Here is a 15,996-nt window from a genome sequence, read left to right as displayed (position 1 = left end):
CGGGTTACGATACAAAATCGGACCCGCCGTTTTTATATTTAAAATTAGGAGTTAAGAATGTCCCACACCCGTGCCGATTTTGACCAGTATATGGTCCCTAATTACGCCCCTGCAGCCTTTGTACCGGTGCGAGGTGCGGGCAGCCGGGTTTGGGATCAGGCTGATCGCGAGTATGTGGATTTAACCGGCGGGATTGCTGTGAATGCTCTCGGCCACTGTCACCCGGCGCTGGTGGCTGCGCTGAACGAGCAGGGCAGCAAGCTCTGGCATCTCTCAAACGCCTTTACCAATGAGCCTGCGCTTGATCTGGCCCAAAAATTGGTTGATGCCACTTTTGCTGATCGCGTGTTCTTTTGTAACTCGGGTGCAGAGGCCAATGAAGCCGCGCTTAAATTAGCCCGCCGCGCCGCAATTGAGCGTTTTGGTGATAAAAAGCACAAAGTATTGTCAGCGCTGAATTCATTCCATGGCCGTACTTTTTTTACCGTTTGCGTGGGCGGCCAGCCTAAGTATTCCGATGGTTTTGGCCCAAAGCCCGCCGGTATTGAATACTTTGAATACAATAATCTGGCCGCTTTAGAAGCGCTGATTGATGACGAAACCGCCTGCGTGATTATCGAGCCCATTCAGGGCGAGGGCGGTGTGGTACCTGCGACGGCCGGGTTTATTGCTGGCGTGCGTGCCCTGTGTGATAAGCACCATGCATTTCTGATTTTTGATGAAGTGCAAAGCGGCGCTGGCCGTACCGGCAGCCTTTATGCTTACCAGGAATACGGCGTGGTGCCGGATATTCTGACCAGTGCCAAGGGCATTGGCGGTGGTTTTCCACTGGGCTGCATGCTTACCACTACCGACATCGCCAAACATCTGGCTGTGGGTACGCATGGCACCACCTACGGCGGTAATCCTCTGGCTTGTGCAGTGGGCAATGCCCTGCTGGACGTGGTGAATACACCGGCCGTGCTGGAAGGCGTTAAAGCCAGGCGCGAGTTGTTTGTGGCGGGCATTGCCAAAATCAACGCGCAATATCCGGTATTTGATGAAGTACGCGGCATGGGCCTGCTGATTGGTGCAGAGCTGAAGCCTGCTTTTGCTGGTAAGGCCAAAGATTTATTAAATCTGGCGGTTAAAGAAGGCCTGATGATTTTAATGGCAGGCCCGAATGTGATCCGCTTTGCGCCTTCTTTAGTCATCACAGAGGCGGATATCAGCGAGGGAATGCAACGCTTTGAGCGTGCTGTGGCGGCTTTTGTTGCTGCGTAAAAATGGGATTAATTAAAACGCCTCACCTGAGGCGTTTTTTTTTGCCTGTAACTTTCATTGTTTCCTGTTGTTGAAAGTTTTTGGAAAGTTTTAATTGTTTTCTTGTTATAAAAAACATATTAAGCAGCCAGAGCTTGATGTTATGCGCTTCTTAGCTATCTTCAAGGAGGTGTCAGTATAAAGTTGGGTGAAGCAGTAGCCGGGAAAGGAAGATGTTCAGAGACTTGATTCGATACCCTTTGATGTTATTGATGCTGCTACCCGGCTTGGGGCGGGCAGAGGAATACGCTGAGCAAGATCTGTTTTCGCTTAGTGGCTTTGCCACCTTGGGTGCAGTTTATAACAGCACCGATCAGGCCGATTTTTTACGGGATTTATCTCAAAGGGAAGGTGCAGGCTATACACGGCAGCTTGATTTTGGCGTGGATTCCTTAATAGGCCTGCAGCTGGATGCAAAAATTAATTCTGAAATATCCGCCTCGGCTCAGCTTCTCAGCCATCGGCGCTATGACAATAGCTATACTCCTGAATTAAATTGGGGATTCGTTAAATACACGCCAAATGACAGTGTGCAAGCGCGTGCCGGGCGCCTGGGTTTTGATGTGTATATGCAGGCTGATTCCAGAAATGTGGGCTATTCCTATTTGCCGGTTCGCCCGCCGGTGGATTATTACGGTGGCTTGCCTATCAGCTATCTGGATGGTGTGGATTTTGTTTTAAAACATCCCATCGGAGAGGGCATTGCGCGGCTTGAATTAGCCATGGGCTATGCCCGCGAAAAACTTCCCGTTCAGGGTTCAGATAATTCACTGGATTTAAATGGCTCTCCGCTCTGGGGTGGCTATTTGGATTATCAATTACAGAACTGGCAATTCCGGGTGGGCTATGCCCGATTAACGCTGGAAAACGAATTACCAGATTTAGATCTCCTGCTGAATGTATTGCGCTCGCCTCAGCTTCAGTCTTTCCCTGGCCCTGCGCAATTTGCAGACGATGCCATGATTAAAGGAAAAACGGTTGAATTTATTTCAGCCGGGATGGTTTATGACAATGGCCCTTTGCAAATACAGCTGATGCTGCGCAGATTATTAGCTACCACCATTTCTTATCCGGATAACGATGCCGGATATTTAATGCTTGCTTATCGCGTCGGCCCGTTTACCCCATATGCTTCTTATTCTATCGTCAAACCTAAGATCATTAAACACGATCTGGGTTTACCAGATATACCTGCATTTGCTCAGGTTAATGGTTTATCAAGGCTGATTCAGCCTTATCCTTTAAGTGATCAGTCTACCTATTCTCTCGGTGTGCGTTACGATGTAATGCGCAATTTAGATCTTAAATTTCAAGTTGACCAGGTTGATGGCCGGGATTCATTTCAGTGGGCTAATAAACAGCCTGCCTGGGATGGGCGCGCAACCATTTACAGCTTGACCTTAGATTTTATCTTCTAAGGTGATCTTGATGAGAATCCTCTTTTTCTTTATCAGCCTTTTATTTGCAAATATAGCGTGGGGTGGCGATTGGGTGGTGATTGTGCATCCGAATAGCGGCGTTACACAATTGAGCAAAGCAGAAGTTATTAATATCTTTATGGGCCGCTATCGTAAATTTCCATCCGGGCAAAGCGCAATGCCTCTGGATGTATTGCACCCTGTATCAGGAAGAGAGCAGTTTTATCGTGGTCTATTAAATAAGGAATTAGCCGAGGTCGATTCTTATTGGGCCCGGCTTAAGTTTTCAGGGCAGATTGCCCCGCCCTTGCCCATAGAGAACAGTGATGCAGTGATTCAAATGGTGGCAAGTAATATTAATTATATAGCCTATTGCGATAAGAGTAAGGTCACCGACAAAGTGAAAGTTGTTTTTGATTTTAACCGGTGATGAAAGCGATATGCCTTTGTTTTTTGCAAATCTCGCAAAGCGATTGGTATGCTGAATGTATTTAGTACCAGCCTGGTTTTTCGCAGCGCAGCGATTGTGCTTTGTATCGCCTTACTTGCCGGTGCTGTTTTCTCAGGTATGACTTATGTGGTAATGGCAAAAAAAGAACGTGCCCAGCACCATATACGCATGAATGAATTACTCAGTACTGTAGAAGACACCGTAAAAATAGCCTGTTTTTTAAATGATAAAAATCTGGCCGCAGAAGTCGGGCGGGGCCTGCTTAAAAATCATTTTATCAGTCAGGTGATGATTCAGAATGACAGTCATATTCTGGCCCAGGTGGGCGAGGTTAAAGAAGGTTTACAATTACTGGGTGACGGGCAAATAGTACGGCAAGTCACATCGCCATTTAACTCCCAGGAAGTTGTTTGTAAAATCATGCTGGATTTAAATCCGGATGTGATTCAGCAAAGCGTGGCCGAGCGCTCCCTGCTGGTGGTTTATTTATTGCTGATGCAGGCCTTTGTTGTTGCCTGCGCGGTGGTGCTGATTGTTCTTAAACTGATTACCCGCCCAATTAAAAATATCTCTGATCGTTTGCATCATTTATCCGCTGAATTAGGCGCAAAATTAAATATTCCTGCGGGCCATCAGCATGATGAAATTGGCCGGCTGGTTGATGACGTTAATGCGTTATTAAACCGCCTTGTGATGATTTTAGATGATGAGCGCAATTTGAGAATTCAGCGGGGAATTGAAGAAAAGAAATTCAGGGCGATTTTTGAAAATGCTGAAACAGGTATTTTTGTGGTAGATCGCTTTGGCCGTTTATATTCTTATAATCGGGCCTTTGCCCGTGTGCTTGGGCTGAAAGAGCCCTCTCTGGCCCATTCCCCCGTCAGAATGCTGCAGGAATATATGGGAGAAGCTTCGGCTAAATGCTGCGAGCTGATTGAATTATCTTTGAGAGAAAACAGAGGGGTTAGCGAAGATATCTTTGTGTCTTTTATTGAAGAGAAAGAAAATAAATGGCTGAGCCTTGTACTCAACCCTATTGAAGAAGATATGCTGCAGGGTTTATTAAATGATATCTCTGACCGGAAAAGGGTAGAAGAATCAACCCGTCAACTGGCCACAACATTAAGAGAAGCAAAGCTGGCAGCAGACAGGGCAAATCAGACAAAAAGTGACTTTCTGGCCAATATGAGCCATGAAATACGCACCCCCCTGAATGCTATTCTGGGGTTTTCTGCCTTACTGCTGGATACCGGGCTGACCCCGCAGCAAAGGGATTTTTTAGAATCAATTAATACCGGCGGCGATGCCTTATTATCACAAATTAATGATTTGCTGGATTTCTCTAAAATTGAAGCGGGCAAATTAGAGCTGGAATATATTGATTTTGATTTGCGCCGCTCTGTTGAAGAATCTCTGGAGCTGGTTGCAGCTAAAGCGGTTGAAAAAAGACTGGAATTAGTTGGTCTGGTTGATCCTTCGGTTCCATGGCGGCTGAATGGTGATCCGGTACGGCTCAGGCAGATCGTTTTGAACTTGCTTAATAATGCGATTAAATTCAGCTCTGCCGGCCCTGTATTAATCCGGGTCAGGGCGCAGGCTGTATATCACGATCAATATCAATTGCATATAGAAGTAGAAGATCATGGCATTGGGATTGATCCGGAAATAAGAGCGATTTTATTTCAGCCTTTTTCTCAGGCCGATGCCTCAACGACGCGCCGTTTTGGCGGTACCGGGCTGGGGCTTTCTATCTGCAAACGCCTTGCTGAAGCGATGGGCGGAACAATAGATGTGATCAGCGAGCCCAATAAAGGCGCTACCTTCTGGTTTGAAATTATTTTAAACCGCGCCAAAGTTAATGTATTGCCGCCTTCTTTGCCATTAAGCATAAAAGGTAAACGGGTTTTAATTGTGGATGATTTAGCGGCAAACCGGGAATTACTCTCGCTGCAATTGCAATCTATGGGTTTAGAAACTGAAGCATTTGGCTCGGCTGTGGCGGCTTTACTCAGGCTTAATGAAGGCAATGATTTCAGCGTGGCCTTTCTGGATGGCCATATGCCCTATATGGATGGCTTTTCACTGGCTAAATCCATTAATGCAATGCCTGCCCATGCCGATATGCCGCTGGTGTTATTAAGCTCGATTGGTGGCGTGGGGCAAACGGGTATGGCACAGGAGGCAGGATTCACCGCGTTTTTAAGTAAGCCAATTCGTACATCCCAATTATACGGTTGCCTTGAAGTGGTTTTTAGTTTGTCTGTGGTGAAGCCACCAGAGCGTGAATTACTTACTCTGGGCGTGATTGAAGAGCAAAGGGCGGTGATTAAGCCCTATTTATTACTGGCAGAAGATAATTTATTAAATCAGAAAATTGCCGTGTTAATGCTGGAGAAAATGGGTTTTCGGGTTGATGTGGTGGGCGATGGTGTGGCTGCGGTAAAAGCCGTTGAGCAGCAAAATTATGATCTGGTGCTGATGGATTGCCAGATGCCGGAAATGGATGGCTTTGAGGCAACACGCACAATCCGCAATTTAGAAAATGATAAAAAAAATATAATCATTCTGGCCCTGACCGCGAATGCCTTTAAAGAAGATATGCGGCGTTGCCTTGATGCAGGCATGAATGGCTTTTTGTCTAAGCCCATCAGTATTGATGCGCTGCAATTAGAAATAGAAAAATGGCTGCCTGTGAAATACATTCAGGGTCATTCATAAAGCCGGTATTAAGCCGGCTTTATTTTGGGCGTTTTATTGCGGGGTGCTTTTTCCTCCCAAAGCCTTATACAGGGCGACTTGCGCCAGAAGCTGATCCCGTTTTGCGGCAATCAGCTCCAGCCTGCCATTAAATAAGTTTCTTTCACTGTCAAGCACCGTCAGATAATCGCTGTAGCCATTGTCGTAACGCATGATGGCGAGTTTAAGCTGGCGCTCTAGAGCCTTAATCTGACGCTGCTGCCCATGGGTTTTTTCCTGGCTGTACTGACGGCTTTTCAGTGCGGCCAGTGTGTCGGCAAAGGCATTTTGAACGGTAAGCTGGTAGCCTGCTGCGGTCGCTTTATCTTTTGCCCTGGCCTGATCAATTTGCGCTGCGCTGAGGCCTCCGTCAAAGAGGGGCATGGAAAGATTGCCCGCAAATTGCCATGCTTTGCTGCCTGCTGTAAATAAATCAGTTAAAGGATGGCTGGCCACACCCAGCAGACCGGATAAAGAAATACGGGGAAACCATGCCGCGCGGGCAGCGGCTACTTCTGCATGGCTGGCACGCAGCGTGGCTTCTGCCTGGGCAATATCGGGCCGGCGCAGCAAGAGGTCTGATGGAATGCCCGCTGCGCCGGAGCTGCTGCTGTTGATTTCGCTGATGCTTTTGCCGCGTGGAATACCCGCTTCAATCAGTGCTCTGGGGGAAAGGCCACACAGCACTGAGAGGGCGCTTTCTAATTGGGCAATCTGGCTTTGGTACTGGGGCACAATGGCTTGTGCGGCGGCCAGATCACTTTCTGCCTGACGCTCTTCCAGCTCGCTGATCAGCCCGCCCTTAAAGCGTGTTGTTTGCAGGGTAAATGCTTTTTGGCGGGCTTCTGCGGTTTGCTTTGCCACGATCAGCTGCGCATCTGAGGCGCGCAAATTAATATAGTTTTGGGCTACGTCTGCTGTAAGCGCCAGCTGCAGGCCGGTATGTGCGGCCTGGCTGGATAAAAACAGTTGCCTTGCCGCCTCGGTTTCATTGGCCAGCCGGCCCCATAAATCCAGCTCCCAGCTTGCTGCACCAGCCAGATGAATCCGGGCGGGCACATCATCGCGCTGACGCTGCGTACCGGCTTGTAAATCAAGGCCTGGCCATTGCGCAGACTTCATCCATATTCGCTACAGCGATGGCCAGGCTGGCATTGTGCTGCAAAGCCTGGCTGATCAGCGCATTTAGCACCGGGTCGTTAAAGCTGGCTTCGCCAGGATCTGCCAGAGAAAGCGGGTTTTGCGTCCGGGGCAGATCAAGCTTGGGCAGGGTTTGTACAGTACTGATGGCGCATGCGGTGCAAAGCAGGGCCAGCAGGCTGGCAATCAGAGAGGGTTTCATCGTGAAGATCTCAAAGTGTGCGCCTGCCGTTGCCAGCAGGCGCGCGGGCTTATTGGCCTGTGGACTGGTTTTTCCTGAAGCTCATAATCAGGCGGAAAAACAGCGGAATAAAGAAAATGGCAATAAAGGTAGCGGCCAGCATGCCGCCAATGACCGGTGTGCCCAGCGAATGACGGCTGTTTGCCCCTGCGCCGCTGGAGGTAATCAGCGGCACGCAGCCTAAAATAAAGGCCAGCGAAGTCATCACAATAGGCCTGAAGCGCAACCTTGCTGCCTCGATGGCCGCATCAGATAAACTCATGCCTTCTTTGAATTTCATCACGGCAAACTCCACAATCAGAATGGCGTTTTTAGCGGCCAGACCGATCAGCGTCACCATGCCGATCTGAAAATACACATCGTTATTCATATCCCGCAGATACGCTGCCAGCAGTGCACCAAAGAGCGCGAATGGTACGGCGGTGATGACGGCAAATGGCAAACTCCACCTTTCGTATTGCGCGGCCAGAATTAAAAACACCATCACAATACCCAGTAAAAAGGCAATGCCTGCTGTGCCGCTGGCTTCTTTCTCCTGATAGGCGCTGCCTGTCCAGTCTAAGGTGTAATCGCTGCTGAGTGCGGCGGCGGTAACGCTTTCCATGGCCTTGATGGCTTCTCCCGAGCTAACCCCTGCTGCAGGCTGAATCATGATTTTGGCCGCGCCAAAAATATTAAAGCGTTCTACCAGCTCCGGCCCGCTGGTGTCTTTAATGGTGACGAGGCTGGTGAGCGGAATCATGTCGCCCTTGGCAGAGCGCACAAAAATATTCGCCAGATCTTTGGGGCGTTTGCGATATTGGGCTTCAGATTGCAGCTGCACCTTGTAAGTACGGCCAAAGCGGTTGAAATCGTTGATATAAAGCTGGCCCAGGGTGGCTTGCATGGTGCTGAATACATCATTGATATTTACGCCCAGCGCCTTGGCTTTTTCGCGATCCAGGTCAACAAAATATTGCGGCACACCGGCGCGGAAGGTGGTGGTGATTTTGGCAAATTCCGGGCGTTTTTTTGCAGCCTCAATCAGCTTTTGTGCCGCCGTACTGAGCGCCTGAGCGCCTGCACCATTACGGTCTTGCAGATAGCCTTCTAAGCCGCCGGTGGTCGACATGCCCATAATCGGCGGCGGGGTGAAGGCGGCGATCAGGCCATTCTGAATGGTGCGGGCCTGATGCATTACTTTTTCTGCCAGCGAAAATGAATCCTGCCCCGGCGCCTTGCGTTCGTCCCAGGGCCTGAGCGTCACAAAGCTGGTTGCGTAGTTGGTGAGCTTAGAGCCGGATAAAATATCAAAGCCGGTAAAAGTGGTGACATTTGCTACTTCGGCAAGCTTGCTGAGCGCCGCATCTGATTCGGCGCTCACCTGACGGGTACGGGCCAGCGATGCGGCGTCGGGCAGGGCCACACTGACAAACATCGAGCCTTGATCTTCGCCGGGCACTAAGGAGCCGGGCACCATGATATACAGCGCTGCAGTGCTGGCTAAAATCCCTGCAAACAGTACAAAGGCCACACCTGCGCGGCGGTTCAGAAACTTAACCCCTGCAATATAGCCGCCTGTGATCCTTTCAAAAGAACGGTTGAACCATGCAAAAAAACGTGCCGGTTCGTGGTGGCCAGGTTTGAGTAACAGCGCACACAGGGCAGGGGATAAGGTCAGCGCCACAATGCCGGAGATAATCACCGAGATAGAAATCGTGATGGCAAACTGCTGATACATCACGCCCGTCATGCCGCTCATAAAGGCTACAGGCAGGAACACCGCGCACAGCACCAGCACAATCGCCACCACCGGGCCGGATACTTCCTGCATGGCCAGGATTGAGGCCTCTTTGGCTGAGCAGCCTGTTTCACGCATAATCCGCTCGACGTTTTCAAGCACCACAATGGCGTCGTCCACTACAATGCCGATGGCCAGCACCATGCCAAACAGTGTGAGCAGATTGATAGAAAACCCAAACATCGCCAAGCCCGCAAAAGTGCCCAGCAGGGATACCGGCACGGCAATGCAGGGGATCAGCGTGGCGCGGAAATTTTGCAGGAATAAATACACCACACAAAACACCAATACCATCGCTTCGAGCAGGGTGACTACGACTTCTTCAATCGATGCTTTTACAAATTGAGTGGTGTCAAAGGGAATGGTGAAATCCATGCCCTGCGGAAACCGCGTGGATAATTCCTGCATTTTGGCTGCAATGGCTTTGGATACATCCAGCGCATTGGCGCCGGGCTGGGCGTAAGTGACCAGCCCTACCGAGGGCTTGCCATTACGCATACTGGAAATATCGTAATCATTGCCGCCCATTTCTACCCGGGCCACGTCTTTAAGCCTGATTTTTGCGCCATCGGGCATGGATTTCACAATAATCGCTTCAAATTCTTTGGGGTCTGCCAGGCGGCCCCTGGCGTTAATGGTATAGGTGAAATCAACCGGATCATTGTCTGGCTCGGACCCCAGCTTGCCTGCGGCAAATTGCGAGTTTTGCTCCTGCACGGCTTTAACGACATCGGCAGGGGTGAGCTTCAGCTGGGCTAAGCGATCGGGCTTCAGCCAGATCCGCATGGCGTAATCGGTGCCGCCCATCATGCTGGCGTCTCCCACGCCAGGTATGCGTTTTAAATCGTCCAGAATATTGAGCAGGGCGTAGTTGGCAATAAAGTTGCGATCATACTGGCCGGTCGGCGAGCCTAAGGAAATCACAGACAATACTTCGGTGGATTTCTTTCTGACTGATACGCCTTGGCGTTTGACTTCATCCGGCATTTTGGCCAGTGCCGCCTGTACGCGGTTGTTTACGTCAATCGTTGCCTGATCCGGGTCTGTGCCTGCAGCAAAATAGACGTTCATGCTCATTTGCCCGTTTGCTGCAGATTTGGATTGCAGATAGAGCATATGGTCCACGCCATTAATCTGCTGCTCCAGGGGGGACGCCACGGTTTGCGCAATGGTTTCAGCGGTGGCGCCGGGGTAGTTGGCGCTCACCGAAACTACAGCAGGCACAATATTGGGGTATTGCTGAATGGGCAGCGTAAACATGGCGGCTAAGCCCGCCAGCACAATGACAATTGAAATCACCGTGGCAAAAATGGGCCGGTGGATAAAAAATTTAGAAAACATTCAGCCCTCCTTTCTGATGGTGACTGGCTGGCCGGGGTGCGCTTTAACCAAGCCATCGACAATAATGCGATCGCCCGCTTTCAGGCCGGATTGCACAATGACTTCGTGCCCTATACTTTCTCCCAGCTCTACTTTGCGTGATTCAACAATGTTTTTGTCACTGAGCAGCAGCACGCGTTTTTCGGCCTGCAGCTGCACAATGGCGCGCTCCGGAATGGTGATCGCCTGCTGGCGGATACCCTGATTAACCAGCACGCGTACAAACTGGCCCGGCAGCAAATCCCCTTTGGGGTTATCAAATTGCGCCCGCATATTGATGGTGCCGGTGTTGTTATCAATGCGGTTATCGTGGAAATTTACCGTACCCTGAATAGGGTACGTTGCGCCATTGGCCAGCCTGAGCGCGGCCTGCAGTGATTTGCCGGGGCTGAAGTGCTGGTAATCCTGTTCGGAAACCGAAAAGTTGGCGTACAGCGGTGACATTTGCGAGATGGTGGTCAGCGGCAGCGTGCTGTTGTTATTAATTAAGCTGCCTTCTGATTGCACCTCCTTGCTGCTGATGCCGGAGATCGGCGCGGTGACTTTGGTGTAGCTTAAGTTGAGCTGCGCGGTACGCACCTGCGCCTGGGCCGCTTCTACGCTGGCTTTCGCGGCTTCAAAAGCGCTGATGCTGTCGTCGTAGTCTTTTTTTGATACGGCGTTTTCTTTAAACAGCGGTGCGATGCGTTCCTGATCGGTGCGGGTTTTATTAAAAATAGCCACTTGCCGTGCCAGCTCCCCTTTGGCCTGATTTAATGCGGCTTTGTAAGGCTCAGGATCAATCTCAAACAGCACTTGCCCCTGTCTGACAGGCTGGCCTTCTGCATAGGTACGCTTTAATAAAATACCCGCCACCCGGGCGCGTACTTCAACATCACGAACACCTGCTGTTTCGCCTGTAAATTCGCTTTGCAGGGCAATATCATGAGGCTTAATGACGAGTTGACTTACTTCAACGGGGGCGGCCCGGGTTTCGGCGGGCGGAGCCTGGCAGGCGGCAAGCAGCGACACTGCACAAAGGGAAAGCCATTTTATTTGCATCTTGGCGCTCTTCCATTAAATAAAAAACCCCGCGAACCGGGGCTTAAGTTAAAGCAATCAGGGGTACAGGCTTTAGCGGTAGACCGTGTGTTTAAGGCGGCCCGGATGCCAGTTGCTGGAATCCTGATCGTTGGATGCAGTGACCTGGGGCTTTTTAGTTTTTTGGCTTTGATTATTCATGGCCGGGCGTTCGCGCTGCGAAAAAGGGGTGATGCGTGCTTGCGTATTGGTCGCAGCGGGTGCAGCAATAGATTGATTCATTGCAGGGCGGCTGCGCTGGGAGAAAGGCCTTATCTTTTTCTGTGATGCGGATGCCGGAGCGAGTGTTGAATTGTCATCCATCGCCGGGCGGCTGCCTTCAGCAAAAGGGGTTGCAGCGGCAAGGCTTAATGTAGGAAGGCTAAGTGCTGCGCTGATTATCAGGGCCAGTGTGGCTGCCTTTTTCATGATTTACTTCCTTTTAGTGCCGGGTTGACAGGGGCTATTTAACAGGCCGGATGTAAACCGTTTGATGGTGAAAACAGGCATTTTGTAAATGCAATGTAAACAGCGCCTCTTTATGGTCGTAAGCGGCGCGGGCGCGGGGTATTCTGTAACAAACAAAATGGATGGGCAGAGCATGGGTGCGCTAATACTCCTCGTGGATGATGACGCTGTTTTACGCGCTTTATTAAGTGATTACCTTGGTGAGCAGGGTTACACCGTGACAGCGGTGGGCGATGGCATGGCCATGCACCGGGCCATGGAGCAGGGGCAGTTTGACCTGCTGATTCTGGATTTAATGCTGCCAGGTGAAGATGGCTTAACGCTGTGCCGTAATTTGCGGGCCAGCTCTAATTTGCCCGTGCTGATGCTGACGGCCAGAGGCGATGAGCTGGACCGGATTATTGGCCTTGAAATGGGCGCGGATGATTATTTGCCCAAGCCTTTTAATCCCAGAGAGCTGCTGGCCAGAATTAAAAGTATTTTGCGCAGGGCCGCAGATCACACCACGGGCAGCAAAGCCACACGCCTGTGCTTTGCAGGCTGGGAGCTGGATTTGGCCGCGCAATATTTACTGGGGGCCGACGGCGTGGTGACTTCATTATCTGCTGGCGAGTTTCGCCTGCTGCAAGCCTTGGCTGAAAACGCTAACCGTGTTTTATCCAGAGATCAGCTGATGGATGCCATTAATGGCAAGGATGCGGCACCGTTTGACCGCACTATTGATGTGATGATCGGGCGTTTACGCCGCCGCTTGGGCGATGAAGCCCGTGAACAAGTATTGATCAAAACCATCAGAAGCAGCGGCTATATGCTGGTTTGCAAGGTAGAGGCCAGGTAGTTGCCGGCATATGTGTCTTCAATTAAGCCCCTGGACACTGCCGGGCGCTGGCCGAATCCGCCCTTAAAAGGTAAATCAATTTATGCGTTACTGGCCTAAAACCTTACTCGGGCAAATCTTGCTGGTCATGCTGGCAGGCTTGTTTACAGCCAATGCGGCCGGTGTCTGGCTGGTGATCAATGACAGAGCCCGGCTGGCCCGCGTATTGCGGGTTGAATATGTGGCAGAGCATATTGCCAGCTCGATTAATGTGCTGGGCGAAACTCCCGCAGCTTTTCGTACTCAGCTACTAAGGGCCTTAAACAGCCCGGCTTTGCAAGTAAGCCTGGATACACCGTGGCAACAGGCAAGGCTGCCCGGTGCAGAGGTGCTGGAGTTTGAAAAGCTGGTGTCAAAGCAATTGCAAAAGCAAGAGCGTATGCAGGTGGTTTCGATGAGCTACGGTGCTTTGCCAGAATCTGTGCGCAGTGTGTCTGGCGGGCTGGAGGCTGCAGAAAGCGTGTTGATTAATCTCACCTTACAAGCGCAGCTGGAAGATGGCACGGTCGTGACGTTTTCTTCTTCCCGAATGAGTAATGTTCTTATCCGGGAGCCATGGCGGATTGTGGGCTGGCTGGCCTTAGTGGCGCTGGCCGCAGCCCTGTTATCTGTTTGGGCGGTGAGGCGCTTAACGCAGCCGCTTTCGGTTTTTTCCGCCGCGGCTGAGGGGCTTGCCCAGAATATTAACCAGCCGCCTTTGCCCGAAACCGGCCCCAAGGAAGTGCGTCATCTGGCCAGAGCCTTTAACAGCATGCAATGCGCCATTAAATTGTATTTAAGTACCCGCTCGCAAATGCTGGCAGGCATCTCGCATGATCTGCGCCTGCCCATCACCCGCATACGCTTGCGCCTGGAAAAGCGCGCAGACCCCGCACAAAACCTGGCGATTGAGCGGGATTTAGAAGAAATGGAAAACTTAATTGCTGATACCCTGGCTTTTTTGCACGCAGGCAATAGCGCAGAAGCCAGCGTAAAACTTAATTTTATGGATTTACTTGAAGGCGTTGTGGAAGACATCGAGGCGCTGGGTGCACAAATCAGCGTAAGAGGCCAAGCCCGGCAGGTGTTCACAGGCCGGCCCCAGGCGTTGCGGCGCTGCCTGAGTAATTTGCTCGATAATGCCCGCCGTTACGGGGGAAATCAGATTGCCCTTACCGTGCAGGAAGACGCTGCCGCGCTGCAGATTTTGATAGAAGATCAGGGCGCAGGCATTGAAGACGCCGAGCTGGAGCGGGTGTTTGAGCCCTATGTCAGGCTGGAGACTTCCAGATCGCGCCATACCGGCGGCAGCGGCCTGGGCCTGGCTATCGCCCGCGCCATTGCCCGCACCCATGGCGGGGAAATCTTGCTGACTAACCGGAAAGAAGGTGGTTTAAAGGCGATGGTACGCCTGCCATTTGTTGTGTAAGTTTGATTGGTTTTTATTAAAGCTGTTTTGAATTCTGGCTTATTTATTGCTTTCTGTTTGCTTAATAAATTATCGGAAAGCGATCCATGAATGTTTCAGCAGCCTCGCCACTCAGTATTTTGCCCGCGCATCTGCGGCCAAAGATTCCTTATCAGCCTGATGCCCCGGCGGGGGATTCCAGATTGTACGATCCGGCCAATATGACGGCAGGTGAAGCGGCAAAATTGGCCACAGATCTGTACAACGACGGCAAAATCAGCTTTCTTGAGCTGGGGGTGATCTCCCTTTCTCACCGGCTGAATATCAATGAAGATGGATCGCCACGCACTGAAGATGAAAGCAGCCGTTTAAAGAAATGGAATTTCATTGATTACGCTAAACAAAGCGTTTTGGCCTGTCAGTTTAGAAACGACACTCAGGGCGTTGGAATCTACCAGCATATTCTGGATGTGCTCGAACAAACCGCTGCAGAGCCGGGCAGAAGGGTCAATGTTGCGGTGTGATGGTGTGCATAAAAAGAGTCAGCATCCCGTATGCCCGCCGTAATAAAATCTCCAGTATGACTTTAAAATGCGGGCATGAAACAGCGCTGTATTTAAGTTACACCCGCGCTGTCAGGCGCGTTCATACCAGGGTTTCGTGCGATTCACGATATTGACTACCAGCAGCATCACCGGCACTTCAATCAGAACGCCAACAACCGTTGCCAACGCTGCGCCTGAATTAAAGCCAAACAATGCAATTGCCGCCGCAACGGCCAGCTCGAAGAAATTTGATGCCCCAATCAAGGCAGACGGGCAGGCGATATTGTGCTTTTCGCCTACCATACGGTTCAGCAGATATGCTAAACCTGAGTTGAAAAATACTTGGATCAAAATAGGTATGGCCAGCAAGGCAATGACCAGTGGCTGATCCAATATTGCTTTGCCTTGAAAAGAAAAAAGCAAGATCAGAGTGGCCAATAAAGCAGAAATTGACCATGGGCCAATCTTGTTCATTATGTTATCAAAGGCGGCCTGGCCCTGACTGAGTAAACGCTTTCGGATGATTTGTGCAATGATCACCGGAATAACGATGTACAGCACGACTGAAATAATCAGTGTATCCCAGGGCACATGAATGGCCGACATGCCGAGTAAAAACGCCACGAGTGGCGCAAAGGCCACAACCATAACCGCATCGTTCAATGCCACCTGAGACAAGGTAAACAACGGGTCGCCATTAGTCAGCTTGCTCCATACAAACACCATTGCAGTACAAGGTGCAGCTGCAAGCAGAATCAGGCCAGCGATATAACTATCAATTTGACCGGCGGGCAGATATGGAGCAAACAGCTGCCGGATAAAGATCCAGGACAATAATGCCATTGAGAATGGTTTAACCAGCCAGTTCACAAACAAGGTAACGCCAATCCCGCGAACATGCTGGCGTACTTCATGCAAAGCCGTAAAATCAACTTTGATTAGCATGGGAATAATCATGACCCAGATCAGCATACCCACCGGCAGATTAACCTGAGCAACCTCAAGCCGGCCAATCGTCTGAAATACACGGGGGAATAACTGCCCTGCAATAATTCCGGCAACAATGCATAAAAACACCCAAATGGTGAGATAGCGCTCGAAAAAACTCATGGGTGCAGCAGTGATACGTTTGCCGGTAACTTCACATTGTGCGGACATCATGACTCCAGTTTTTAATTTTTGAACGCTGCACGGTACTGACAAACGCGTGCA

Annotated in this window: 13 protein-coding genes; 7 read left to right on the top strand and 6 right to left on the bottom strand. The window is 50.6% G+C overall.

Features of this window, described 5'->3' with window-relative positions; genetic code table 11:
• Positions 1 to 57: 57 nt before the first annotated feature.
• The 4 genes from HA050_RS05665 (at position 58) to HA050_RS05650 (ending at position 5,889) form a co-directional block, all read left to right on the top strand.
• Positions 58 to 1,263, top strand: coding sequence for an aspartate aminotransferase family protein (locus HA050_RS05665; RefSeq protein ID WP_166823184.1), 1,206 nt, complete (start codon positions 58 to 60; stop codon positions 1,261 to 1,263).
• A gap of 212 nt (positions 1,264 to 1,475) precedes the next feature.
• Positions 1,476 to 2,720: a hypothetical protein gene (locus HA050_RS05660; RefSeq protein WP_166823181.1), complete on the top strand. Its 1,245-nt coding sequence runs from the start codon at positions 1,476 to 1,478 to the stop codon at positions 2,718 to 2,720.
• A gap of 10 nt (positions 2,721 to 2,730) precedes the next feature.
• On the top strand, positions 2,731 to 3,150 hold the full coding sequence (locus tag HA050_RS05655; RefSeq protein ID WP_166823179.1) for a type 2 periplasmic-binding domain-containing protein: 420 nt from the start codon (positions 2,731 to 2,733) through the stop codon (positions 3,148 to 3,150).
• A 48-nt stretch (positions 3,151 to 3,198) separates the two neighbouring features.
• Positions 3,199 to 5,889: a response regulator gene (locus HA050_RS05650; RefSeq protein WP_166823176.1), complete on the top strand. Its 2,691-nt coding sequence runs from the start codon at positions 3,199 to 3,201 to the stop codon at positions 5,887 to 5,889.
• A gap of 33 nt (positions 5,890 to 5,922) precedes the next feature.
• Here the strand turns inward: HA050_RS05650 and HA050_RS05645 are convergent, their stop codons facing one another.
• From HA050_RS05645 to HA050_RS05625, 5 genes are all read right to left on the bottom strand, one after another.
• On the bottom strand, positions 5,923 to 7,029 hold the full coding sequence (locus HA050_RS05645; RefSeq protein WP_166823173.1) for a TolC family protein: 1,107 nt from the start codon (positions 7,027 to 7,029) through the stop codon (positions 5,923 to 5,925).
• Complete coding sequence (locus tag HA050_RS05640; RefSeq protein ID WP_166823170.1) at positions 7,001 to 7,249, bottom strand: hypothetical protein; 249 nt, start codon at positions 7,247 to 7,249, stop codon at positions 7,001 to 7,003. Before HA050_RS05640 ends, HA050_RS05645 begins: the two co-directional genes overlap by 29 nt.
• A gap of 49 nt (positions 7,250 to 7,298) precedes the next feature.
• Positions 7,299 to 10,409 (bottom strand): efflux RND transporter permease subunit, encoded by a 3,111-nt coding sequence (locus HA050_RS05635; protein ID WP_166823167.1) that lies wholly within the window; start codon positions 10,407 to 10,409, stop codon positions 7,299 to 7,301.
• Positions 10,410 to 11,489, bottom strand: coding sequence for an efflux RND transporter periplasmic adaptor subunit (locus HA050_RS05630; RefSeq protein WP_166823164.1), 1,080 nt, complete (start codon positions 11,487 to 11,489; stop codon positions 10,410 to 10,412). It lies immediately after the preceding gene.
• A gap of 72 nt (positions 11,490 to 11,561) precedes the next feature.
• Positions 11,562 to 11,936 (bottom strand): hypothetical protein, encoded by a 375-nt coding sequence (locus tag HA050_RS05625; RefSeq protein ID WP_166823161.1) that lies wholly within the window; start codon positions 11,934 to 11,936, stop codon positions 11,562 to 11,564.
• Between the two features lie 88 nt (positions 11,937 to 12,024).
• On the opposite strand from HA050_RS05625, the gene HA050_RS05620 reads away from it, so the two are divergent.
• From HA050_RS05620 to HA050_RS05610, 3 genes are all read left to right on the top strand, one after another.
• Positions 12,025 to 12,813 (top strand): response regulator, encoded by a 789-nt coding sequence (locus HA050_RS05620; protein WP_240928983.1) that lies wholly within the window; start codon positions 12,025 to 12,027, stop codon positions 12,811 to 12,813.
• Positions 12,814 to 12,895: 82 nt separating this feature from the next.
• Positions 12,896 to 14,260, top strand: coding sequence for an ATP-binding protein (locus tag HA050_RS05615; RefSeq protein WP_166823158.1), 1,365 nt, complete (start codon positions 12,896 to 12,898; stop codon positions 14,258 to 14,260).
• A gap of 86 nt (positions 14,261 to 14,346) precedes the next feature.
• Entirely contained in the window at positions 14,347 to 14,763 is a 417-nt protein-coding gene (locus HA050_RS05610) for a hypothetical protein (protein ID WP_166823155.1), read from the top strand.
• A gap of 111 nt (positions 14,764 to 14,874) precedes the next feature.
• Here the strand turns inward: HA050_RS05610 and arsB are convergent, their stop codons facing one another.
• A complete protein-coding gene (gene arsB, locus HA050_RS05605) occupies positions 14,875 to 15,942 on the bottom strand; it encodes an ACR3 family arsenite efflux transporter (protein WP_205836303.1) in 1,068 nt (355 codons plus the stop codon).
• Between the last annotated feature and the right edge of the window lie 54 nt (positions 15,943 to 15,996).

This window comes from Iodobacter violaceini (assembly GCF_011601265.1).
Lineage (GTDB): Bacteria > Pseudomonadota > Gammaproteobacteria > Burkholderiales > Chitinibacteraceae > Iodobacter > Iodobacter violaceini.
Note: the sequence above shows the minus strand (reverse complement) of the source record. Positions and strands in the feature narration are given on the sequence as shown.